The sequence below is a fragment of the Paenibacillus xylanilyticus genome, assembly GCF_013359935.1.
GTDB classification, from domain to species: domain Bacteria; phylum Bacillota; class Bacilli; order Paenibacillales; family Paenibacillaceae; genus Paenibacillus; species Paenibacillus xylanilyticus.
Window position 1 is genome coordinate 14,614 of the sequence record NZ_JABMCB010000185.1, and the last position, 21,797, is coordinate 36,410.

22 protein-coding genes are annotated in these 21,797 nt (G+C 45.7%); 20 read left to right on the plus strand and 2 right to left on the minus strand.

All coding sequences use genetic code 11. From position 1 onward, the window contains the following. Positions 1-63: 63 nt before the first annotated feature. The 9 genes from HP552_RS14710 to HP552_RS14750 all read left to right on the plus strand — a co-directional run bounded on the left by HP552_RS14710 (position 64) and on the right by HP552_RS14750 (position 7,906). Positions 64-717 carry a GntR family transcriptional regulator gene (locus tag HP552_RS14710; protein WP_175396181.1) on the plus strand — a complete coding sequence of 218 codons (654 nt, stop codon included), beginning with the start codon at positions 64-66 and terminating at the stop codon, positions 715-717. A 207-nt stretch (positions 718-924) separates the two neighbouring features. Then, positions 925-1,560: a hypothetical protein gene (locus HP552_RS14715; RefSeq protein WP_175396182.1), complete on the plus strand. Its 636-nt coding sequence runs from the start codon at positions 925-927 to the stop codon at positions 1,558-1,560. Between the two features lie 93 nt (positions 1,561-1,653). Then, a complete protein-coding gene (locus HP552_RS14720) occupies positions 1,654-2,202 on the plus strand; it encodes a glutathione peroxidase (RefSeq protein ID WP_175396183.1) in 549 nt (182 codons plus the stop codon). Between the two features lie 102 nt (positions 2,203-2,304). Continuing rightward, complete coding sequence (locus tag HP552_RS14725) at positions 2,305-3,162, plus strand: AraC family transcriptional regulator (protein WP_175396184.1); 858 nt, start codon at positions 2,305-2,307, stop codon at positions 3,160-3,162. A gap of 68 nt (positions 3,163-3,230) precedes the next feature. Beyond that, positions 3,231-3,986, plus strand: coding sequence for an acyl-[acyl-carrier-protein] thioesterase (locus HP552_RS14730; RefSeq protein ID WP_175396185.1), 756 nt, complete (start codon positions 3,231-3,233; stop codon positions 3,984-3,986). Positions 3,987-4,097: 111 nt separating this feature from the next. After that, positions 4,098-4,346, plus strand: coding sequence for a YczO family protein (locus HP552_RS14735; protein ID WP_175396186.1), 249 nt, complete (start codon positions 4,098-4,100; stop codon positions 4,344-4,346). Positions 4,347-4,461: 115 nt separating this feature from the next. Next, positions 4,462-5,064 carry a nitroreductase family protein gene (locus HP552_RS14740; RefSeq protein ID WP_175396187.1) on the plus strand — a complete coding sequence of 201 codons (603 nt, stop codon included), beginning with the start codon at positions 4,462-4,464 and terminating at the stop codon, positions 5,062-5,064. Positions 5,065-5,167: 103 nt separating this feature from the next. Beyond that, on the plus strand, positions 5,168-6,799 hold the full coding sequence (locus HP552_RS35610) for an S-layer homology domain-containing protein (RefSeq protein ID WP_312884295.1): 1,632 nt from the start codon (positions 5,168-5,170) through the stop codon (positions 6,797-6,799). A 177-nt stretch (positions 6,800-6,976) separates the two neighbouring features. Then, positions 6,977-7,906: an NAD(P)/FAD-dependent oxidoreductase gene (locus tag HP552_RS14750; protein ID WP_175396188.1), complete on the plus strand. Its 930-nt coding sequence runs from the start codon at positions 6,977-6,979 to the stop codon at positions 7,904-7,906. Positions 7,907-8,014: 108 nt separating this feature from the next. Here HP552_RS14750 and HP552_RS14755 read toward each other — a convergent pair whose 3' ends face one another. Next, complete coding sequence (locus tag HP552_RS14755) at positions 8,015-8,206, minus strand: hypothetical protein (protein ID WP_175396189.1); 192 nt, start codon at positions 8,204-8,206, stop codon at positions 8,015-8,017. Positions 8,207-8,330: 124 nt separating this feature from the next. On the opposite strand from HP552_RS14755, the gene HP552_RS14760 reads away from it, so the two are divergent. The 7 genes from HP552_RS14760 to HP552_RS14790 all read left to right on the plus strand — a co-directional run bounded on the left by HP552_RS14760 (position 8,331) and on the right by HP552_RS14790 (position 13,490). Continuing rightward, positions 8,331-9,776, plus strand: a complete 1,446-nt coding sequence (locus HP552_RS14760; protein WP_175396190.1) for an FAD-binding oxidoreductase — start codon at positions 8,331-8,333, stop codon at positions 9,774-9,776. Beyond that, positions 9,773-10,324 carry an MFS transporter gene (locus tag HP552_RS14765; protein WP_175396191.1) on the plus strand — a complete coding sequence of 184 codons (552 nt, stop codon included), beginning with the start codon at positions 9,773-9,775 and terminating at the stop codon, positions 10,322-10,324. Before HP552_RS14760 ends, HP552_RS14765 begins: the two co-directional genes overlap by 4 nt. Positions 10,325-10,411: 87 nt before the next feature. After that, entirely contained in the window at positions 10,412-10,756 is a 345-nt protein-coding gene (locus HP552_RS14770; RefSeq protein WP_175396192.1) for a DUF3243 domain-containing protein, read from the plus strand. Positions 10,757-10,996: 240 nt separating this feature from the next. Continuing rightward, the gene (locus HP552_RS14775) at positions 10,997-11,563 is read left to right on the plus strand and encodes a hypothetical protein (RefSeq protein ID WP_175396193.1); all 567 of its coding nucleotides are present in this window, start codon (positions 10,997-10,999) and stop codon (positions 11,561-11,563) included. Positions 11,564-11,710: 147 nt separating this feature from the next. Further along, the gene (cyoE, locus tag HP552_RS14780; protein ID WP_175396194.1) at positions 11,711-12,568 is read left to right on the plus strand and encodes a heme o synthase; all 858 of its coding nucleotides are present in this window, start codon (positions 11,711-11,713) and stop codon (positions 12,566-12,568) included. Between the two features lie 185 nt (positions 12,569-12,753). Beyond that, positions 12,754-13,236 carry a tetratricopeptide repeat protein gene (locus HP552_RS14785; RefSeq protein ID WP_175396195.1) on the plus strand — a complete coding sequence of 161 codons (483 nt, stop codon included), beginning with the start codon at positions 12,754-12,756 and terminating at the stop codon, positions 13,234-13,236. Positions 13,237-13,286: 50 nt separating this feature from the next. After that, complete coding sequence (locus tag HP552_RS14790; RefSeq protein ID WP_175396196.1) at positions 13,287-13,490, plus strand: OadG family protein; 204 nt, start codon at positions 13,287-13,289, stop codon at positions 13,488-13,490. Positions 13,491-13,661: 171 nt separating this feature from the next. Here HP552_RS14790 and HP552_RS14795 read toward each other — a convergent pair whose 3' ends face one another. Next, positions 13,662-14,537 carry a LysR family transcriptional regulator gene (locus HP552_RS14795; protein ID WP_175396197.1) on the minus strand — a complete coding sequence of 292 codons (876 nt, stop codon included), beginning with the start codon at positions 14,535-14,537 and terminating at the stop codon, positions 13,662-13,664. A 163-nt stretch (positions 14,538-14,700) separates the two neighbouring features. On the opposite strand from HP552_RS14795, the gene HP552_RS14800 reads away from it, so the two are divergent. The 4 genes from HP552_RS14800 to HP552_RS14815 all read left to right on the plus strand — a co-directional run bounded on the left by HP552_RS14800 (position 14,701) and on the right by HP552_RS14815 (position 21,761). After that, the gene (locus HP552_RS14800) at positions 14,701-15,648 is read left to right on the plus strand and encodes a DMT family transporter (RefSeq protein ID WP_312884296.1); all 948 of its coding nucleotides are present in this window, start codon (positions 14,701-14,703) and stop codon (positions 15,646-15,648) included. Between the two features lie 188 nt (positions 15,649-15,836). Continuing rightward, the gene (locus HP552_RS14805) at positions 15,837-16,877 is read left to right on the plus strand and encodes a LacI family DNA-binding transcriptional regulator (protein ID WP_175396198.1); all 1,041 of its coding nucleotides are present in this window, start codon (positions 15,837-15,839) and stop codon (positions 16,875-16,877) included. A 207-nt stretch (positions 16,878-17,084) separates the two neighbouring features. Continuing rightward, positions 17,085-19,631, plus strand: coding sequence for a beta-mannosidase (locus HP552_RS14810; protein ID WP_175396199.1), 2,547 nt, complete (start codon positions 17,085-17,087; stop codon positions 19,629-19,631). 213 nt (positions 19,632-19,844) lie between these two features. After that, positions 19,845-21,761 (plus strand): ABC transporter substrate-binding protein, encoded by a 1,917-nt coding sequence (locus HP552_RS14815; RefSeq protein WP_175396200.1) that lies wholly within the window; start codon positions 19,845-19,847, stop codon positions 21,759-21,761. Positions 21,762-21,797 lie beyond the last annotated feature (36 nt).

A 21,797-nucleotide genomic window follows, 5' to 3' on the forward strand; every position in this document is an offset into this window, starting at 1 on the left:
GATATGTAGATAACGTTAGAAGCCCAATTAAAGACCTTATCAATGGGAGAAAGGGATTATCATATGAACAAAATATCGCTTGTCGATACAGCATACATGATGCTGCGTGAGCGAATGGTTTGCGGAGAACTGATGCCAGAAACTCTGCTTTCAGAGAACGAATTGGCTGAGGAGTATCAAATGAGCCGTACACCGATCCGTCATGCGATCGCCCGCCTCGAATCAGAAGGTTATGTGACCTCACTCAAAAATCGTGGTGTGTTGGTCAAGGAGGTTCGCGGAAAGGAATTTCTTGATTTGATTGAACAACTTCAGTCCATGCTCTTCTATTGCTTTGAAATGATGAAAAACCCGAACCGGGAGATCCACCTGAACCTTGAGTCGCTTGCAGCTCATGTTGAAGTTCAGCGAACAGCAGAGAAAAAGAATGACTATCCCTTATACACCGAGCATCAATTTCTCTTCATGCGAGAGATCGTTGAATCCTTGAACAATGGGGTGATGCTAAGTACATTCGACTCTTTCCGGGATAAACTTTATATGCATTCCATCGTCCGCTTCAAGCAGACACCACATATCAAACATTACAGTGCAATCGGAATCAATCGGGATACCTTGCATGCTTTATCAAACAATGATTACGGAGCAGCACAAGAAGTTGTGTTATCTCTTATTCTTATAACCAGAGAACGTATGCTGGCTACCGGGCAATTTTAACTTCTTTTCTTATGACAAGGGGAACGAGTTCTCGTTTTGCGTCATTGTTCCTGTTAAAATTCTTTGTTATACTATCTGGGAGATTTGGAGAAATTCATTCAATCCGTTAGGGAAAAGTCTTATAACTAAGCATTTTGCATAATCCTGGTGAACTAAAAAAACGGCTGCCTTTACGGGCAGCTTATTTTATTGGGGAGGGTAAAGGAAATGACTGTCGTTGGTCTTTTGGGAACCATTCATAATCCGGAATTGAGAGAACAATATCATTGTTCGCTAGCCCTGTATGAAGCGCTTATTACCGAATTTAACCCGGATATCATCTGTGGGGAAGTACATCCATTAAGCTGGAAGAAATACATTCAGGATAAAGAAGATAAAGGGTATTGGGGAGAGCCGGCAAGCGAATACTGGGAGCTCATATTTCCATTATGCGAGGAATACAACATTGAATTCGTGCCCATAGATTGGTTTGAATTGGATGTATGGAATAACTTTGATCCCTTCATCGGATATTCCGAAGTACAGCGTAAAGAACTAGAGAAGACAGATGATGAATGGTTTTTGAAACAAATGAATACATATGACGCGGGAAACATACCGTTTAATTCGGTTGAATTTGATGAAATGACCAAACGAAAGTACGAATGGTTAAACCAGGTCAACCCAGATGCTCAAAATTTCCGCTGGGTCGTTCGTAATCAAATTATGATTCAGCGAGTCAAAAATACATGTCACTCCAATCCCGGCAAGAGAATTCTTTGTGTCGTGGGTGCAGATCATAATTATTTGTTCAAAGAGGGGCTGAACACAGAGCCAATCCAGTTGGTATATCCATTGCGTTAGTTTTTCATTACAGCAGATTCTATTTCGTATATAATAGAGAACACGTAACATTCTATTTCTACATACTACATAACAACGAGGTGCACCAAACTTATGGCAACGATTTATGACTTCACGGTTATCAAAACTAGCGGAGAACGATTTCCGCTCTATCAATATGAAGGAAAGCCTGTGCTGATTGTGAATACGGCAAGCAAATGCAAATATACGCACCAGTTCGATGATATCCAGAAGCTGTACGATAAGTATAAGGATCAGGGGCTTCAGGTGATCGGTTTTCCTTGTAACCAATTTGCTGAGCAGGAGCCGGGGAGCAGTGAAGAAGCAGCTTCCTTCTGCCAGATTAATTATGGTGTGAAATTCCCCATGTTTTCCAAAATGGATGTGAATGGCGACACGGCACACCCGCTGTATGACTACCTGAAAAAATCAGGACCATTTGCCGGGTTTGACGAATCGGATGTGCAAGCCAAACTGCTTAAACTGATGGTTGCGGATAAAGCTCCGGAATGGCTGCACGGGGATGCGATTAAGTGGAATTTTACGAAGTTTCTGATTAATGCCGAAGGGCAAGTGGTCAAACGCTTCGAACCAGTGGATTCGATGGATGCAGTTGAGGCGAGCATCGAACAACTTTTGTAAATCATAACATTCGCAGGGGCCATGACATCACCGTAAAGTACGGTAACGTTCATGGCTTCTATTCTAAATAAGAAAAACCTCTCCCATAGGAGGTGCCGAAATATGACACGCATCATGCACTTTAATGCACCGCTGGAATACAGTTATCGTTCCACACGTATTTACAATAACGGATTGTCTGACGGATTTCATTCTCATCCACATTACGAGGTATATTATTTTCATGAAGGTGAGTGTACCTATATTATAGGAGACCGCGTTTATAGTCTCGAACCGGGTGATTTGATTCTCATGCATGGGATGACCCTTCATCGTGCACATCCGATACCTGACGCATTGTATGAACGAACGACACTGCACTTTGATCCATCACTCATCCGCAGAAGCCTTCATCCGGATCGAATCAGCGAATTGCTTATGCCGTTCGATGAGTTGAGAAACTGCCGAATCAATCTAAAGGGAGACACCCGTTCGGAATTTGAAGCTCTGCTGCTGAACTTGGATCAGCTTTCGGCGAATTCAGGCGAGTTCAGACAGGAACGGCTGATCGTTCGTTTGTGTGATCTGTTATATTTTGTGGCCGGCATCTGCCGCGGCATTGTGGTGGAGCATCGTCCTTCTTCGGAAAAGGAGAGGCATGTGCAGCACATCATGGGTTATGTGGATACCCACTATATGCAGGATATTGGACTGGATGATCTGGCAAGTGAGCTTCATTTGTCCAAGCCTTATTTGGCCGGGTTGTTTAAAGAGATGACAGGCAGTACCATATTTAAATATCTGTACGACCGCCGTATCAATCAGGCCAAACTTCTATTTCAGTTCCAACCTGAAATCACGGTTACCGAGGCAAGTCGGTTGTCGGGCTTCAAGCGATTATCACATTTCAGTCGGATGTTCAAACAAAACGTGGGCTGTGCACCTGATCTTTATCGCAGTCGTTTGCACCAAACACAGTAAATATTCCCGGCACTGAAAATCCCGTACAACGATCTCCAATCGAAACAGACTCAAGGGAGGTATAATTGATGGAAACTGAACTACCCTATACGTTTAATTACCGAATCGGATCATCCGAAGCAGACTATAAGTCTCTATACCGACCCTCGGCATTGCTTGAACATATGCAGCTTGCAGCAGACCGTGATCTGGCCAGTATGGGCATTACCGTATCGGAAATGCTGGATCAGGGAATGGGCTGGATGCTGATTACAACCGATTTGACGATATTGCGCCAAGCTCGGTTGGAAGAGGAAGTGAGTCTGCAAACCTGGCATAAGGGCAACAAAGGAGTCATGTGGCTCCGGGACTATGTTCTCACCGATGCAGAAGGGAATCCAATAGCTGAGGCACGGACCTCCTGGGCCTTGGTCGATCTGGAGAAACGAAAGATCCTCAGACCTTCGGCACTACCTTTGGAAGTGAAGTCACATCCCGATTTATCGTTGGGAGCACCACCGGAAAAAGTGGCTTTTCCTCCAACACTGGAAACAAAGGAAGAATATCGACTAATGGTTCGGTATAGCAGCACGGACAGTAACGGGCATATGAATAATGCCAGATACGCCGATGTTTGTTGTGATGCACTCTCAGCGGAAGAACTTAATAACCGTCTAACCCGCATGCAGATATCGTATCACCGGGAGATGCGGATGCAGGAAGAATTGGTTGTTGAACGTACGAAAGCGGTGGATGGGGTCATCTGGATCCGCGGACGATCTGGAGCAGAGGAGCAAAGTATTATTTTTGAAGCCAAGCTTAGTTTTGAGAATGTCATTTCCTAATAAGAGAGTGTGAAGACCAGCCCGAATATTCGGGTTGGTCTTTTTGCTGTGTTTAGAAGACATGCAGAAAAGGTAAAGAAAGGGTAATGAAACCAGAGGAGGCGTTTAAGAATGAAAAATCAAATCTCGGGTCATAATAAAGAATCGAATAAGGAACATCCTCGGGATAATCCGGAGCAATTCCCGACGGAGAAGGAAAGTTTGCTTGACCAGTTTGAAGAAGAGCAGACAGTCGATCCCATTCCCTTGGAAGATCTGAATATGGAACAGCAAGAAGAGAAGAATAAAGATCAGACCAAGAGCAATTCTTCGACCGAAGAGAAGTACCGTGCCGATTTTCGGGAGTCCGATTCAGAATAAATGTATATTTGGTGAAAATAAAATAGTTTGTTGACTAATGTATGTTACTATATTATAGTTACTATGTTAGCAAGAAGGAGTTACGATATAAAACCAATTTGGGAGGCGAATCATAATGTCTACATCGTTTTTTGAAGCGTTGAAAAACAGAAGATCCTATTATGGAATCAGCAAGGAATCCACAATTTCGGATGCTAAAATTCAGGAAATCGTTGAGGAAGCCGTAAAATATACGCCAACTTCTTTCAACTCACAAACATCTCGGGCAGTTGTTTTGCTTGGTGAACAACATGATAAACTGTGGAATCATACAGAAGAAATTTTGCGTGAAGTGGTTGGGGATGCAGAAGCTTTCAAATCCACAGCTGAGAAAATGGCAGGATTCCGGAGCGGTTATGGTACAGTACTGTTCTTCGAAGACAACAATGTCATCGCACAGCTTCAACAAAATTTTGCGAGTTACGCAGATAACTTCCCAATCTGGGCCAATCAATCCAACGGCATGCTGCAGCTCGTGATCTGGACTGCATTGGAACAGGAAGGTCTTGGAGCTTCCCTGCAGCACTACAACCCGCTGATCGACGAGAAAGTGAAGCAAGAATGGAATATTCCGGAACACTGGAGATTGATCGCTCAGATGCCATTCGGTAAACCTACGGCTACGCCGGGCGAGAAAGAATTCCAGTCCATTGAAGAGCGCGTAAAAGTACACAAATAAGGATAAAGCATCGAACAGATTTCCAACATTTAAGCACATACGGCCTCGCTTCAATTTGATACGATGATGTAGATCGTACTCCAATGAAGCGAGGCCTTTTGATGTGAACAATAGAATAAAGAAACATGCTGGTCTAAAGGTGGGAATCACCTTATTAGCGACTTTATTAACACTTGGATTAGTGGCAGGATATTCAGTTCCGGTGGAGGCAGCTGTGGTGAAACAGCCATTCCAGGACATTAACTCCAGCTATGCAAAAGATGCGATAACGCATCTGGTGAACAAAGGAATTGCTGCAGGAACGTCTGAGACCAGGTTTGAACCGAAAAAAGCAGTGACACGCGCCGAATTTGCAACTTTTGCAGTTAGATTGCTAGGCTTAAAGCCTGTTAAAAATAATATTAGCCCCTATAACGATACCAGCACAACAGCCTGGTATTATGGCAATATTGCCGCCATGACCAATCTTTCCATTCTTGAGGGGAAAGGACAGGGAACATTTCAACCGAACGCATCGATTACCAGGGAAGAGGCGGCTGCTCTGCTGGTGAGAATGCTGAAACAATCTTCCGTATCCACAGGGCTGCTGTCTACAACTTATAATGACGCTTCTGATATTTCTGTATGGGCTCGGCCCTATGTGCAGAAGGTATATCAGCTTGGACTGATGCGCGGAAGTGATGGCTTGTTCCGACCACAGGATCAGGTAACCCGCGAGGAAGCTGCGGTGATGCTTGATGCCATTTTGCAAAAGAAAGAGTGGTCGGAGCAGCTTGAGAATCCTGATTCGTTGGGAATACAGCTGGGATGGCAATATGACTCTACCACTGCCGAGTTCAAAAAGCAGGTTGAACAATCTGAGGTAAATACACTTGTGCCCCGGTGGTTTTTTCTGAACAGCAGCATGCAGGTGACGGACCATACGGACGCCACCCTCTTATCATGGGCATCAGCTACCGACCGAGAGGTATGGCCACTGCTGGGAAATCGTTCCGATCCTGCGATGACGCATCAGATGTTATCGAGTTCAGCCAACAGAGCCTCCGTCGTAGCTCAGGTTACTGCATATGTGAAGAAATACAAATTGGATGGCATTAATGTGGATTTTGAGAACGTGCAGTCAGCAGACCGGGAAGGCATGACCGCATTTGTAACTTCACTGACTGCATCTCTCCATTCACTTGGCGCGGTTGTTTCAGTTGATGTATCTCCTGATCTGGGCACAGATTGGACGGAAGCCTTCGATTACGCCAAACTTGGCGCAGTGTCCGATTACATGGTTCTGATGGGGTATGAGGAACATTGGAACGGAGACCCTATAGCCGGTTCGGTCGCTTCACTTCCTTGGGTAGAAAATGCTCTGGATACAATGCTCTCTGACGTGGTTCGTGCCAAAGTCATTTTGGCACTTCCGCTCTACACAAGGGACTGGTCATCGGCTAGTCCGGCAACGGACTCTTGGGATATCACACTTGCAGAACAGGGAACACGGGCACGAGCTGCGGGCTCCGTGAGGCAATGGAATGCAAGTCTGGGGCAATATGTAATTGGGTATTTGAGTAACGGAATGCCAAGATATATTTGGGCAGAGGACAGCCGCTCCTTAACTGCCAAAGTGAGGATGAGTACAGACAGGAAGATTGCAGGCTTGGCTTATTGGTACATGGGCGGGGAAACAGCAGATGTATGGAATGCCATCTCCAATGCCTCCCGTTTTGAATCATACCTATTTTAATCAATTTAATGATATAAGAGACCCAAACCGGGCCGTGAATCTGACGGACGGTTTGGGTTATTTATTTTTTGTACAAGCTAGATATAGGACGTTTGAGTCTGATTGAGCGGTTTAATGTATAGAAGGATCGGAACCGATCTGACAGAGACAAAAAGAATGGACTGGAGGAGAAGGAACATGCGAGAGTTTGATTGCATTATCGTAGGAGGCGGGCTCGCAGGACTTCAGGCTGCCATTCAGCTGGGACGTTACAGTTCGCATCAGGTGCTGGTGGTGGATGCTGGAGAAGGCAGGTCAACCCTGTGCCGAACCTATCATAATATTCTGGGATTTCCGGGTGGCATATCAGGTGAAGAATTGCGTTCCAACGGCAGATTGCAGGCCGAAAAAACCGGAGTTTTATTTGAAAAGGACCGTATTGTTAAAGCAGAACGGCTTGGAGAACAAATTCGTTTAACTGGTTCTTCTGGCGCTCAATATATGGCACGGACTGTATTGCTGGCAACTGGGCTTAGCGATCGTTTTCCTGCAATTCCGGGCTTGAGGCCAACGTTGGGCAGAACGGTTTATGTTTGCCCGGACTGTGATGGATATGAGATTCAGGATCGTCGTACCATACTGCTGGGGTCAGGCGAAGCAGGTGCCAACATGGCGATGACCCTGATTGAGCGTACAAAAAATCTTTTGTACATCAACCATGAACAGAGACCAATCTCGGCTGAGCTTCATCGGAGCATGAAGGAGGCCGGTGTGCGTTATCTGGAAGCTGCGGTACAAGAAGTTCAGCAAACAGCGGATGGCCATATTACAGGGGTTCTGACCGAAGACGGACAGATCTATGAGTCGGAGCGTGGATTCATAGCCTTTGGCGGAAATCGGGTACATTTCGAACTCGCAGAGCAGCTTGGAGCCGTCATTGCGGATAATAAACATGTGGAAGCCGACCATCGCAGTTTGCAGGCAGCCCCAAATGTGTGGATTGCGGGGGATTTGGGACTCCATGCGGAGCAGGCAACAGTTGCCATGGGTGAAGGTTCAATCGCAGCCATCTGGATTCATAAGGCTTTGCAAAAGATGAAGAAGAAGAATGAAGTTGAGCAGCTTTAAGACACAAACATAGATCTAGCAGATCGCCTTCGTATAGATATACAGAAAGTCCTCCGACCCAGTATGGGGCTGGAGGACTTTTTGAACTGTTTGCAAGTCGATTGAATATTACTTGTTGGGTTTATTCTCACTGTTTGTAGCCGTTTTGTTTTTGGAATGTCCTGTGATGTTGTCAATGATTTCTCCAACGGCATCTTCAATCATATCTGTAGGGCCAGGATTGTTGGAGTCCGGATGCAGCACGGTATTGACACCAGGCTCCAGTTCCTTATTTGCCTTTTGGTTTTTGGGATCACTCATTAGTAACGCCTCCTTATTCATTCCTATTTATAGTGTTCCTTAACATCTCCAAACGTTGTAATGTATATGTAAACGATTAACCGCTGAAACCATTTTGAAACGCTGAACTAAAGGGGGAAGCTGGGTGGTCAAAAAAACAAGTGTACTCCTGCTGCTCCTCGTCTTGTGTATCTGGACCTATTGGAGAACGGGAGGGGAAGATCAGAATCCATATCTAATTACAGACTACAGCCGTCTACACCCGGTAAAAGTGGAACGAGTCGTGCAGGGACATCAGGAACAGCAACTCGTGGAACTGCTGAAGGATGCCAAAGACCATCATTTGACCGTGTCCATTGCGGGACAACGTCACAGTCAGGGCGGCCATACCTATTACCGAGATGGTATCGTAATTGATATGACTTCCTATAACCAAATACTGGATGTCCAACCGGAAGCGAAAAAGATAACTGTTCAGGCAGGGGCTACCTGGGCTGACGTGCAACGTGCAATAAACCCTTATGGGCTGTCCCTCAAAAATATACAGTCTCAAAATATTTTTACCGTCGGGGGATCTATTAGTGTAAATGCCCACGGGAGGGAGCTTCGCAACGGATCGCTGATTCAGAGTGTGGAATCCTTTCGTCTTTTGACCGCAGATGGACAGATTCGGGAAGTGAGTCGTACTTCCAATTCAGAACTTTTTCCTTTGGTTTTAGGTGGATATGGTCTCTTTGGCCTGATTCTGGATGTTACGCTTTCGTTAACGGAAGATGAATTGTACCGACTTGAAGTAGAACGAATGGAAGCGAAGGATTATCCAACGTATTTTCAAAAGGATGTGCTTCGCAATCCCAATGTACGGATGCACCTGGCTCGTCTTTCACTTCAACCTGGAAAAGGATATTTTAGCGACATGTATGCGCTGAATTATGCCATCGATTCGGATGCCTCTCTCCAGGATTATAATGATCTGGCTTTACGTGAGCAGGGCGTGCTGCCTGCCAAGATTTTGTTTAACCTTAATCGCGGAACGGGGTGGGGTAGAGAGTGGTTTTGGGAGCTGCAGCAGCGATATTTCGATTCTCAGGCTGGTACGAGAATTAGCCGGAATAATGCCATGGCGTCTCCATCCGCTTTTATGGAATACCACCAGCCGGGTGCCAATGATTTGCTGCAGGAATATTTTATCCCTGTTGATGCGTTTCCTGCATTTGTTGAGGAGATGGGAGAGATCGTCTCACAAGAGCAGCTGGATCTGTTAAATATTACGGTGCGTTATGTGAAGAAAGATGAAGAAGCTGTACTTTCATATGCGACACAGGACATGTTCGGACTGGTATGTCTGTTCCATGCTTCACTGTCGGACGAAGAACAAAAGAAATTCAAGGCGAGTTTGCAAAGGATTATAGTTACGTTTATCCGCTTGAACGGTACCTATTATTTGCCCTATGAGGGATATGCCACGGCAGAACAGTTTGAGCAAGCTTACGCTCGTAAGAACGAATTTTTTGCAGCAAAAGAGCATTATGATCCCGAACATGTATTTATGAATTACTTTATGGAGCAATACGGGGGGGACGGTAAATGAATATGAAATGGTTGGTCCGCTCACAAAGCATGGTCACCTTAGCTTCAGGCATGATTTATCCCTATTATTTGTTGTTTCTCAAAAATCTCGGTAACAGTTTCTCCAAATATGGTCTTGCCTTTGCCGTTTTTACAATCAGTTCTGCAGCAGCTTCACAGTGGCTGGCCCCCAGGATGGACAACTATGCACGGCAGTGGCTTATTTTGAGCTCACTGGGTATGGCCGGAACGATGATTGCTTTCCCTTGGATTACTACATACATATGGGTATTGCTGCTGCAGATGATTATGGGGTTGTGCAATGCGATGCAGCGGATGAGTGAACGGGTACTGCTTGCAGATTTCACTGAACCAGGGAAGCGAGGCAAGGCGATTGGCAATTATCATTTCTGGACGTCTGCTGCTTCGGGTTTCGCTGTCATCATCGGGGGGCTGCTGATCGACTGGTTGACGATTGATGTTTTATTTTATTTGAGCGCCGTGCTGTATGTGTGGGGAAGCTTGGCTGTGTGGAGGTCCATTCAACTGCCGGTCAAGGATCATAGGTGAAGGATAGAAATGGACTGATTAATCTTCGGCGAGAAGTTTATATTATAGATGAAGAGTCAAATCATAACGCTAAAGGAGGAATTTATAATGAATGAAAACAATCATGTGATCCATAAGGATGGTCAAGTAGCAACGGAGAAGGTAGAGAACGCCATAGACAAAATCGCACCGGAAGAGCGGGAACAAATTTTGCAAAATTTTGATGCCTTCAAGGAATATCTCGGAAAACGTATTGCTATGGGTGAATCCATTGGCCTAGGTGAGGAACAAATGGCCAAGATTGCCGAGAAGGTAGCTGATTATCTGGCTGCCAAAGAAGAGCCTCGCAACCGTGAAGAGAAGTTGCTGCAGGAGCTTTGGAATGTGGGTAAGGAAGAAGAACGACACATGCTGGCCCATATGCTGGTACGTCTTGCCCAACACACGCATTGAGATTAAATCTGTAGGGGACCTTAAATGCACTGCATTTGAGGTTCCCTTTTTGATGGTGGCATTTTCTGAGATATTAGTAACGTGAATTGTAACTATTTTTCATCTGGCTGATACTTTTAATGGAATGTAAAGAGATATGATGTATATAGTAAAAGTTGAAACGAATATTCAAATGAGCGTTTAAAGTAAAACCCTTCCGGTTAAGGAATAGTAACGTTCATATAAGGAGAGATGCTGCCTATGAAGAACGCGGCGAAACAATGGAAATTAAAGATGCTGGGTACCGTTACGCTATTGTTGGGTATCATTGTGCTTACTACATATTTGCTTACACCGGCGAATGCCGAGGAAAGTAGCAGTTCCTCACAAGTTTCAGCCAAAGAAACTCAGGCAGTCAATTCAGAAATGTATACAGCCTACGTGGATGAGCTGCAGCAGGAGAATGGCAAACTGTATTTGGTTTTGGACAAGATCGGATGGTATCAGGGAGAAGAAGCGGATAAAGTATTCGAGCAGCGTAACCCTGATTCAGGTATAGATGGTGCTCCGGATGGTTACTATATTATCAATGATAGCAAGGAGCAGGAAAAGGTTGAAGTTAGCGCAGATGCCGAAGTGCTGATGCAGCTATATGATCGAGATGGAACGGTACAAGGTACAACCATCCAATGGAATGAGCGGATTGCTCTCAGCAAATTTGAATCGTTATATGAGAACAAAGCCATTTTGGATCTGTCGGTTTTTCCTTATCACCTTACTGTGCAAGACGGAAAAATCACAAAAATCGTGCAGCAATATATACCTTAAACATAGATTCTCAAGCATTCTTCCTGTTCGTCAGAACGGTGGGGAATGCTTTTTGATTATGACAAAATGTGAAAGAAGATTGTAATTCATTGTAGGTACATGTATCATTATTGGAATGGTGTTTTTACATAGTTCAGGAGGCTCCTCATGCTTAAAGACATGATTGCATTAACGAAGCCTAGACTTCTGCGGCTTAATGTGTTTGCGGTTGCAGTAGGATTCTGGGTTGCTTCAAAATGGGATATCTCGTGGTTATCCCTGCTGCTGGTCATTATCGGGTCAACTCTTGTCATTGCATCCGCTTGTGTCATCAACAATTACTGGGATCGTGAATTGGATCAGAAGATGGAACGGACCAAAAAACGGATTGAGTACATTAACCATCTTCGTCCTGGCTTTGTACTCTGGTATGGTATCATTCTGGGGGTTGCCGGGTTTATCGTGTTATACGTTTGGGTGAATCCCCTCTCAGGCTGGCTTTCACTTCTCGGGTGGTTTGCTTATATCGTCATTTACACGATGTGGCTGAAGCGCAGTTCCACGTGGAGTACCTCTCTCGGAGGAATAGCAGGTGCGATGCCGCCCGTCATCGGTTACTGTGCGGTCACGAATCAGATCGATATGGGTGCATGGTTGCTGTTCGCGCTGTTATTTTTATGGCAGCCACCTCACTTCTGGTCACTTGGCATCCGCCGGGTAGAGGAATATCGTGCAGCCGGTTTTCCGCTTTTGCCTGTGGTAAAAGGGATTAAACGGACCAAGTATCAGATGGTGCCTTATGTTTTCTTACTGCTCCCTGCTGCTTGGCTGTTGTACTACTATGACTATGTTGGACTTGTCTTTTTACTGGTGTCGCTGGCTGGTGGGCTGATTTGGTTCATCCATACGCTCAGTGGACTCAAAGCAACGGATGACGACAAATGGGCCAAAGTCAACTTTTTGATCTCGGTTAATTATCTAATGCTTATATTTATCCTAATGGTTGCAAATACGACCTGGGCATAATACGGTCTTGTGCTGACCGTGCAAGCAAACATTAAATCGTCATTATGGCATATCAAAACAAACATCTTATGGAACGGCGTGTGGACAAGCTGAATGTCACCCGTATAGGACCTGAGGTGTTTTTTTGCTATACTTAACAGATGTTTTCTATTAATGGAAAAGATTTTGGAAGAGGGTGCAGATTAATGAGTCATCTGGAGCAGGCGATCCTCCTAAGACAAGAAGGGAAGATGCAGGAGGCTATTGTGTTATTGCAGGAAATGGCTGAGAACGAACCGGATAACGCACATGTCTCGTACCAGCTGGCCTGGACACACGATTCACTTGGATTAGAAAGGGAAGCAGTGCCATACTACGAGGCAGCTCTCCGTCAAGGATTGACTGGGGAAGACAGAGCGGGTGCCATACTTGGACTCGGCAGCACGTACCGGACTCTGGGGCAGTATGAGCAGGCAAAGATATGGTTAGAAAAGGGGATTAAAGAATTTCCGGAGCATCGGGAATTGGAAGTGTTCTATGCAATGGTACTCTACAATTTGGGAGAGCATGCGGAAGCCATGAAACGGTTGCTCGTACAGCTGGCAGATACATCGGGTGATGAGGGAATCAACGAATACAGCAGGGCGATCCGCTTTTATTCGGATCAATTGGATCGGGTGTGGAACTAGACATATCGTTTTGAGACGGGTGCCTCAAATTAGGATGAGAGGATGATATCATGAACTCCAATAATGAACTGGAACAGGTGAAGGAAAGGGTTGAACGGCTTGAACAGAAGCTGGATCTGTTGGCAGGCAGTCTGCAGGGAAATCGACGCTCACCTGCAGCTCGGTTTCTGATTGGCTTTGGTGTTGTGTTGGCAGTCCTTTTTATACTCATGATATGCATTGGCGTTGTACAATTTGTAAGTAACGGCAGTTAAAGTTTGGGGGAGGTTCACTCCCCTATTCTAATGGCATATCCGGGTGAGACCATCTATCATTTTACAGAAGAACATATAAGCAAAGTAAAGGTTGAAGATACGTCACATGTACAAATTACGCGATACTTTGTTGAATAATCCTGAGCGTTATTTAAAACATCTTTTCGCAGACTAACGGGTAGGAGCCAGCCATTCCTGAACGGCTTCAATAAACCGGCGGGTGGCTGGAGACAGATTGGCAAGGGAAGGACAGGCCAGGCCTATGGTGCGATAAGGATCTCCGTGGAGCGGAACAAGAGCAAGCTCAGCCGTATGGCCTTGTAGAACCATCTCCGGCAGGAGGCTAATACCGAGTCCGTTCCGGACCATGGCCATAATGGCCTGATCCTCAGCAACCTCATAAACCACATTCAGCTTGGCAGCATGCTGGCGAATCAAACGTTCAATTTCATTATCACCGCCCCAACGGGGAAGAATAAAAGGCTGTTCCAGCAGGACTTCAAACGTTACAGACGTCTCTTCTGCAAGCGGATGATCTTGGGGCAGGATGCACATCATCCTGTCTTTTTGCAAAGGGATATTTTCAAAAGGCGAAGCATCGCCAAGGGATAAAAAACCGAGATCAATGGCTCCTCCTGCCAGCCAGGCTTCAATTTCAGCGTAGTCGCCTTCCCACAGTTTGATCTCAATTCCAGGATGGCGCTGGCGAAACTGCTTCAGTATCCCAGGCAGCCATTGGGTCGATACACTGGCAAAGGTTCCTATTCGTACTGTTCCCACCTCAGCTCCCCGAATTAAGGATATTTCCTGATTCATAAGTTCGTTCCAGCGCAAAATTTCTCGGGTGTAGCCCAGAATTCGCTCCCCCTCAGCGGTAACATGTACGCCTGTGCGACCTCGATTCAACAATGAGAATCCACAATCCGTCTCCAGACTGGCAATCGCGTGACTGACAGCAGACTGAGTAATATTCAGTGCTTCAGCTGCCTTGGTGAGACTCCCATATTCCACGACTGCGTTCAAAATCTCATACTTGACTAATGACATATTTCAATCCGTTCCTTCCGACGATAAATACATGAATTTATTTCATATTAACTATTATAAATATTCATTTTTATAATGCAAAGAGATCGTTTATACTTGCCAAGGCGAGTTGGTTTGTACGGACTCAGCAGAGAACATTACATAGAATGAAGGTTGAAGCAACGTGGGTAAAGCAAGTGGAAAACAAGTGAATGTTACAAGAAGAGCAGATCTGCAGATGCTGCTCGCAACGGTTATTTGGGGCTCCTCCTATTTGTTTATGAAGTCGGGTCTGGAATCCTTGCAGGAACTCAATCTGGTCGCTTTCCGCTTCAGTATTGCTTTTATTGCGGCAGCGGTTATTTTCCATCGCAGACTGTTCCGGATGGACCTGAAGGCACTCGGAGCGGGCACGATTATGGGAACAGCATTATTTGCAGCTTTTGTGTTGATCACCTATGGAGTACAGCAGACGACAACTTCGCAGGCAGGGTTCCTGATTAGTTTGGCTGTAATCTTTGTCCCGATCTTGAGTACAATCTTACATAGACGTATGCCGGATACCCGGTTGATGATTAGCATTATTGTGGCCGTTGCCGGACTTGGCCTGCTTACGCTTCAGCATGAACTAAGCCTGCATACCGGGGATGTACTGTGTATTTTGGCGGCTCTAACGTATGCCATTTATATTCTGATCGCTGGAAAATACATTCCCAAACATGATCCCTTAACGCTTGGTACCATCCAGCTTGGTGTGGCAGCCCTCTGGGGGATCGGAGCTACATTCCTGTTCGAAAGCCCTCGCTTGCCGAATAGCCCTGAATCCTGGGTCGCTATTCTTGGACTGGGCGTGTTGTGCAGTGGCCTTGGCTACATCCTGCAGACGCTGGCTCAGCGGCATGCGTCGCCAACCCGGACCAGTCTTATTTTCTCTCTGGAACCTTTGTTCGCGGCTGCATTCGCATTCAGCTTCCAGGGCGAATCACTAACGCTGCAAGGATACACTGGAGCCGCGTTGATGTTGATAGGCGTATTAATTACGGAGATCAAATCATGGGACGTCAGGTTTTGGCGCAGAAAGCGGGCAACGTTATCCACAGAGCTTGGAGAACAAGGGGCTACCGGGGTATAAATCAGCGGAAATCAAAAGAGTTTGGACCTCTCTTTTTTGAAGAGGGGCCAAACTCTTTTTTATAGCACATTATGTGTAAATAACCATCAAAGTGGGCTAACAAACAAAACAAAAATGACAACTTGTTTTGTTGATTTCTGTTTTTTATGCTACACTGGATGTAATTTAAGGGAGAACGGGTGAGTCGTATGGGCAAAAAAGTAACCATGCAGCAAATCGCTGATGCTGCGGGCGTGTCGAAATTCGCAGTCTCCCGTGCTTTGACGGGAAAACCGGGAGTGAGTGAACAAACCCGGGATATGATTGTGAGAACGGCCGGACAACTTGGGTATTTCAAGGCTGAACCGAAACGTTATTCTGTGGAGCCGCAGCCTGAACGTGTCAATAAACAATCACATACAGGCACGATTTTGATTTTGTTTCCCAACATTCGGTCCCAGAATCGCTCTTCGCTGTATTGGGGGCCAGTATTTGATGGCATTTCTGCACGACTTAATGAACAGGGCATGGATATATTAACGTTGACCGAGCCGTCTTCGGACCGGATGTTCTCTGTCCTCAATCCTGAAGCGATTAGTGGAATTATAACAGTGGGCTCCATCTCAACGCCTATTTTGCTTGAGATTTACAGGCTTCAAATTCCGCTTGTGATGGTCGATCACGAAGACCCGGCCATTCACGGGGATACCGTTTTTACAGACAACATGAAGTGTATGAAAGAACTGGTGCTGATGCTCGTAGGCAAGGGGTACAGACGGTTCCAGTTTGCCGGCCAATTACCTGATGCTGCGAGCTTCAGGGAGCGATGGCTGGGGTACCGGTCGGTACTTGAAGAAATGCAGCTGCTGGGGACACAACAAGCGGAATTGTTGGGCCCGGATCTGCGGCTTATTCAGAAGGCCATTATTGAGATGCCGATAGCCGATATTCCTGAAGTCATTGTCTGTGCCAATGATCACACAGCTGTTAATGTACTGCGCGCATTGCAAAACAGGGGCGTTTCGGTGCCTGAACGCTGTGCGGTAACCGGGTTTGATAACACCAGTATGGACGAGCCCATTCTTGCCACGGTTCATATTAATAAGGAGAACCTCGGCATAAGGGCGGTAGATCAATTATTATGGCGTATGGATCATCCAGATGAACCTTATGAACGCAAGTTGATCTACTCTGAACTGGTTGTTCGTGATGAATATAATGCTGTGCGGGAGCAGCTTGAAGGTGAATAATATATCGAGGAATGGAAGAGACATGAGTGTAGTGAAGCTCATGTCCTTTTTTTTGTTTTGTTATTTGCTTTTTATTTTGCAAAACAGATTGACTGATACAGGCTTACCGTGTTAATTTTGTTTTGTGAGTTATTCAATTTTATGATAACAAAACCTAACAAATGTCGTTTCACTTCAAAATCACTTCATCGATAAACGGAGGCTGTTATGAGTAAAATACAATCACAGATTTTTCAGAACTGGACATTCAAGGCTTGTGAGGATCAGGAATGGATGCCGGCTCAGGTACCCGGCTGTGTTCATACGGATCTGCTGAAACTGGACAAGATTCCGGACCCGTTTTATGGAACTAATGAAAAAGAGGTTCAGTGGATTGACAAGAAGGATTGGGAATACCGTACAGAATTTGATGTGAACGAGGATTTGCTGTCCCAGGAACATTTGCAGATAGTTTTTGAAGGTCTCGATACGTATGCAGATGTTTATGTGAATGAACAGCATGTTTTATCTGCTGACAATATGTTCAGAGTGTGGAGCGTGGATGTAAAGTCGATTGTGAAGAGCAATGATAACGTACTGCGAATCCGTTTTCGGTCCCCGATTCAGGAAGATCTGCCTAAGCTGGAGAAGCTCGGCTATGCACTGCCTGCATCCAATGATCAATCTGACGTTGGTGGACTTGGCGACAAAAGAGTAAGTATTTTTGCCCGAAAAGCACCATATCACTATGGTTGGGATTGGGGTCCTCGCTTCGTGACAAGCGGCATCTGGCGTGAAGCACGTCTGGAAGGCTGGTCTGAAGTGAAAATCAATGATGTATTTATCCGGCAAAATGAAGTAACCGCTTCCGTGGCTTCACTGACAGCGATCGTAGAAGTAGAGACGGCGAGCCCGATTGAAACGGTGATTCGGATCGGTACGGACGGTCAGACATGGGAGCAGACTGCAGCCTTGCAATCAGGTGTACAAACGATAGAGATCCCCATTGCCATCGACGCACCGAAGCTGTGGTGGAGCCGGGGACTTGGTGATCCGCACATGTACTCTTTCGTAACAGAAGTTCTGCAAGGGGAGCAGGTTGTAGCTGATTCAACGGTAAAAACAGGACTTAGATCCATACGTCTGGTTCGGGACAAAGATGAAGCTGGAGCTTCCTTCTATTTCGAATTAAACGGGGTAGCTGTCTTTGCGAAAGGCGCCAATCATATTCCGAACGACAGCTTTATCACCGAAATTACAGCTGAGCGTTATCGGCATGAGATTGTTTCCGCAGCCGAGTCCAACATGAACATGCTGCGTGTATGGGGCGGCGGGATCTATGAAGAAGACGTATTCTATGAATTGTGCGATGAGTATGGCTTGCTGGTATGGCAGGACTTTATGTTTGCCTGCAGCATGTATCCGGGCGATGAAGCGTTCCTGAACAGTGTGAAACATGAAGCCATTGATAATGTTAAACGACTGCGCAATCATCCGAGTATCGTACTGTGGTGCGGAAACAACGAAATCGATTCTGCATGGGCCCATTACATCGAGGATGGCGGTTGGGGCTGGAAAAAAGATTATAACGCTGAACAACGCGAGAAGATCTGGGCAGATTATGAAGCCATTTTCCACGAGCTGCTTCCGGAAGTGGTTGAAGCTTATGCGCCAGGTGTGGATTACTGGCCTTCTTCGCCTCTGGTATCGCTGACAGGTGATGAGAAGCAGCATGCTCACCCATCCACAGCAGAAGGGGATATTCACTACTGGGGCGTGTGGCACAGCGTTGAACCTTTTGAAAACTACAACGTTCACGTTGGACGGTTCATGAGTGAATACGGCTTTCAGTCTTTCCCTGAATACAAATCCGTTCGCAAGTACGCCGAGGAAGAAGATTTGGCACTGGAATCCGAAGTTATGCTGGCACACCAAAAGAATGGAGCAGGTAACCGCCTGATCAAGCAGTACATGGATATGTACATGCATGAACCGAAGGATTTCCCATCCTTCCTGTACATGAGTCAGGTACTTCAGGCAGAAGCCATGAAAACAGCTATTGAGGCACATCGCCGCCGCAAACCGTTCTGTATGGGGACGCTCTACTGGCAGATGAATGATTGCTGGCCGGTCGCTTCCTGGGCAGGCATGGACTACTTCGGTAACTGGAAGGCATTGCAATATTACGCCAAACGCAGTTTTAGTGATGTGCTGATCTCTGTAGATGGTACGAAGGAAGATGCGACAGATATTTATCTGATCTCGGATCAGTTGCAACCCGTTGAGGGCCGATTGCAGGTACGCCTGATCGGATTCGATGGTACGGTATATCGAGAGGAAAAGCATGCAGTCGCACTGGAATCCAATTCCGGTAAACTGGTTCTGTCCTTGAAATCGTCCGACTGGTTGCAAGGTCATGATGCAGCAACAACGCTGTTGCGATTGGATCTGAAGCAGGATGGGCATGCAGACATCGTGCAGGAGCACTATTTTGCACCGTCGAAGGATATTGGCTTGAAGAAGGCTGCAATCCAGGTGACTGAGGTCCAGGAGAATGATGGCGTATATCTGGTGCTCGAAAGCGATGTTCTTGCTAAACAGGTATGGATTTCGTCAGAGGCAGAAGGCGTGTTCTCGGATAACTTCTTCGATCTCATTCCAGGCATTCCGGTGAAGGTCCAGTTCACATCCAGAGAAGGATTGCAGAATGCTGGCGCAGCTTCGGAAACGGGTGCAATTCAGGTTCGTTCGATGGCTGATTTTATCAAATTATAATTCCGATTATCAGGTTAAAAGAGAGTCATTTTATATTCAAACCGTTGATTCTCCCTTTGTAGGGAGAATCAACGGTTTTTTATTTTTTCATGTTTAAAAGACTTGTGCTTCTAAGAATCGGACAGATTCGCTATAATTGATAATCATTATCATTTGTGAGGGCTCACTAGATTGTTTATTGGCTAACACATATAAACGGGAGAGGAAATCAACATGAGTATTCATGATCATATTCAGTTATGGGATCAAGTTCAGGTACGAGTTTTGGATGTTCGGTTTATGAATATTCAGGATAGCGAGGAATTGAGGAACTATGTTTTACCTACCAGTGCGTTTGTGTTTGTAACGGGTCGGGGACAACTGTGGCTGGATCAGGAAGTTTGGACAACGAGCAGGTTTCTTTTATTGCATGGAGGGAAAGGTTGCTGTTTGACGGTTGAAGCCAGTGGCAATGGAGCCATGGAAGCGTATCTGATTTTCTACAAATCAACGTTACCTGCAAACGTTTTGCGAGAGTATCGGATAATGCTGATAAATAGCAATCCTTTTGAGCAAAGCTGGGCAGCCGAGCCGGACAATCCGCTTGAATTGCGTGAGCTCGTTCTCGAAATTCATCATTGCTGGACCGAACAGGGTTCTCTGAATAAACTCCAGGTAAAAGCACGCTTTTTTCAACTGGTACAACTGGTGTTACGGCAGCGAGTGCAGATGCAGGGTACAGAACAATTGCCTTCACTTAGCGAATATGTCCTGCGATATCTTACAAACCATTTTCGCGAACCCATTTCCCTAGAGTCGCTGGCGGAGTCTTTGAATTATAGTCCACAGTATCTTTCACGCAAATTCAAAGAACAGACGGGAGTTACGCCGACAGAATATATGATTCGCATGCGAATGAATGAAGCTCGTCTGCTGCTCACTACGTCAGAAGCGACTTTGAATGAAATTGCTGCTTATGTGGGTTATCCCGATCCCTTTTATTTCAACCGGGTATTTAAGAAAGAACTGGGGACAACGCCAGGACAATTTCGCTTGAAACATCGTAATTCATTGAAGAAAGTTTCAAAAAGTACAGGAAAGGAAACAAAGGAATCCATTGTAACGGGACCGTCTGGGAGGTATCCTGTAATTGATGATGATAATCATTATCAATATACGGGAGAAGAGGAATTAAAAATGTTTAACAATCTAAAAGCAGCATTAATCTCGCTTGTGTTGGTTTTCACAATGAGTGCATGTGGAACAGCAGGGCAGAACGCAGTGTCATCCGATGCCGTGGCTGAACCTGAACAAACGGCTGCTGCAGAAACAAAAATCGTAACAACTGCATTTGGCGATGTCGAGATTCCCGCTCACCCGCAGCGAGTAGCGGCAATCGATTATTTGGGAACCGTTCTTGCTCTAGGTGTGAGGCCGATTGGTGGAGGGCAATTTCTGATGAATAGTCCTTATCTGGAAGGAAAAGTGGACGGGGTTGAAACGATTGGCGATTCGATTGAACAATTAATGGCACTGGAACCCGATCTTATTATTACATTAAATCCGGACAAGGCGGCTTATGAAAAATACAGCAAGATTGCACCGACTGTTTCGATCGCATCCATCACCTTTCCAACACTAAAAGACGAGGTGAATTATTTCGCTAATGTGCTTGGCAAAGAAGCCGAAGCCAAAAAGTGGCTGGCTGATTTCGATAAAGAGATTGCGAAAATCAGACAGGATGTGCATGACGTAGTTCCAGCAGATGCTACCTTCTCGGTCATGCAGGAATATGATCGTCAGGTCTTCATTTTTGGAGAACAGTCTGGACGAGGAGGACGTAACCTCTACGAGCTGCTTGGACTACAAGCTCCAAAAACTGTCCCTTCCGAGTTGATGCAGGGGGCGTATCATGAATTCTCCATAGAACTGCTATCCAAGTACGCCGGAGATTATATGGTTTTGACCAGCTCTGCACAGCTGGAAGAGCTTCAGGCTGACCCGGTGTGGGGTTCATTGCCTGCGATCAAGAACAATAAGGTATACATATGGACGGAGGAAGAATCCTGGTTCCGTGATCCCATCGCTTTGCTCAAGCAGACACAGGACCTGGCTGACTGGATCATTGAGCTGAATACCACATCCAAATGAAGGGTGAATTGAATATGTGAGCTAGTGGTTGTAGCC

Bases quoted from the DNA above. Each gene is read 5' to 3' on its own strand.
- HP552_RS14710 (WP_175396181.1), top strand. From the start codon at position 64: ATGAACAAAATATCGCTTGTCGATACAGCATACATGATGCTGCGTGAG.
- HP552_RS14715 (WP_175396182.1), top strand. From the start codon at position 925: ATGACTGTCGTTGGTCTTTTGGGAACCATTCATAATCCGGAATTGAGA.
- HP552_RS14720 (WP_175396183.1), top strand. From the start codon at position 1,654: ATGGCAACGATTTATGACTTCACGGTTATCAAAACTAGCGGAGAACGA.
- HP552_RS14725 (WP_175396184.1), top strand. From the start codon at position 2,305: ATGACACGCATCATGCACTTTAATGCACCGCTGGAATACAGTTATCGT.
- HP552_RS14730 (WP_175396185.1), top strand. From the start codon at position 3,231: ATGGAAACTGAACTACCCTATACGTTTAATTACCGAATCGGATCATCC.
- HP552_RS14735 (WP_175396186.1), top strand. From the start codon at position 4,098: ATGAAAAATCAAATCTCGGGTCATAATAAAGAATCGAATAAGGAACAT.
- HP552_RS14740 (WP_175396187.1), top strand. From the start codon at position 4,462: ATGTCTACATCGTTTTTTGAAGCGTTGAAAAACAGAAGATCCTATTAT.
- HP552_RS14750 (WP_175396188.1), top strand. From the start codon at position 6,977: ATGCGAGAGTTTGATTGCATTATCGTAGGAGGCGGGCTCGCAGGACTT.
- HP552_RS14755 (WP_175396189.1), bottom strand. From the start codon at position 8,206: ATGAGTGATCCCAAAAACCAAAAGGCAAATAAGGAACTGGAGCCTGGT.
- HP552_RS14765 (WP_175396191.1), top strand. From the start codon at position 9,773: ATGAATATGAAATGGTTGGTCCGCTCACAAAGCATGGTCACCTTAGCT.
- HP552_RS14770 (WP_175396192.1), top strand. From the start codon at position 10,412: ATGAATGAAAACAATCATGTGATCCATAAGGATGGTCAAGTAGCAACG.
- HP552_RS14775 (WP_175396193.1), top strand. From the start codon at position 10,997: ATGAAGAACGCGGCGAAACAATGGAAATTAAAGATGCTGGGTACCGTT.
- cyoE (WP_175396194.1), top strand. From the start codon at position 11,711: ATGCTTAAAGACATGATTGCATTAACGAAGCCTAGACTTCTGCGGCTT.
- HP552_RS14785 (WP_175396195.1), top strand. From the start codon at position 12,754: ATGAGTCATCTGGAGCAGGCGATCCTCCTAAGACAAGAAGGGAAGATG.
- HP552_RS14790 (WP_175396196.1), top strand. From the start codon at position 13,287: ATGAACTCCAATAATGAACTGGAACAGGTGAAGGAAAGGGTTGAACGG.
- HP552_RS14795 (WP_175396197.1), bottom strand. From the start codon at position 14,537: ATGTCATTAGTCAAGTATGAGATTTTGAACGCAGTCGTGGAATATGGG.
- HP552_RS14805 (WP_175396198.1), top strand. From the start codon at position 15,837: ATGGGCAAAAAAGTAACCATGCAGCAAATCGCTGATGCTGCGGGCGTG.
- HP552_RS14810 (WP_175396199.1), top strand. From the start codon at position 17,085: ATGAGTAAAATACAATCACAGATTTTTCAGAACTGGACATTCAAGGCT.
- HP552_RS14815 (WP_175396200.1), top strand. From the start codon at position 19,845: ATGAGTATTCATGATCATATTCAGTTATGGGATCAAGTTCAGGTACGA.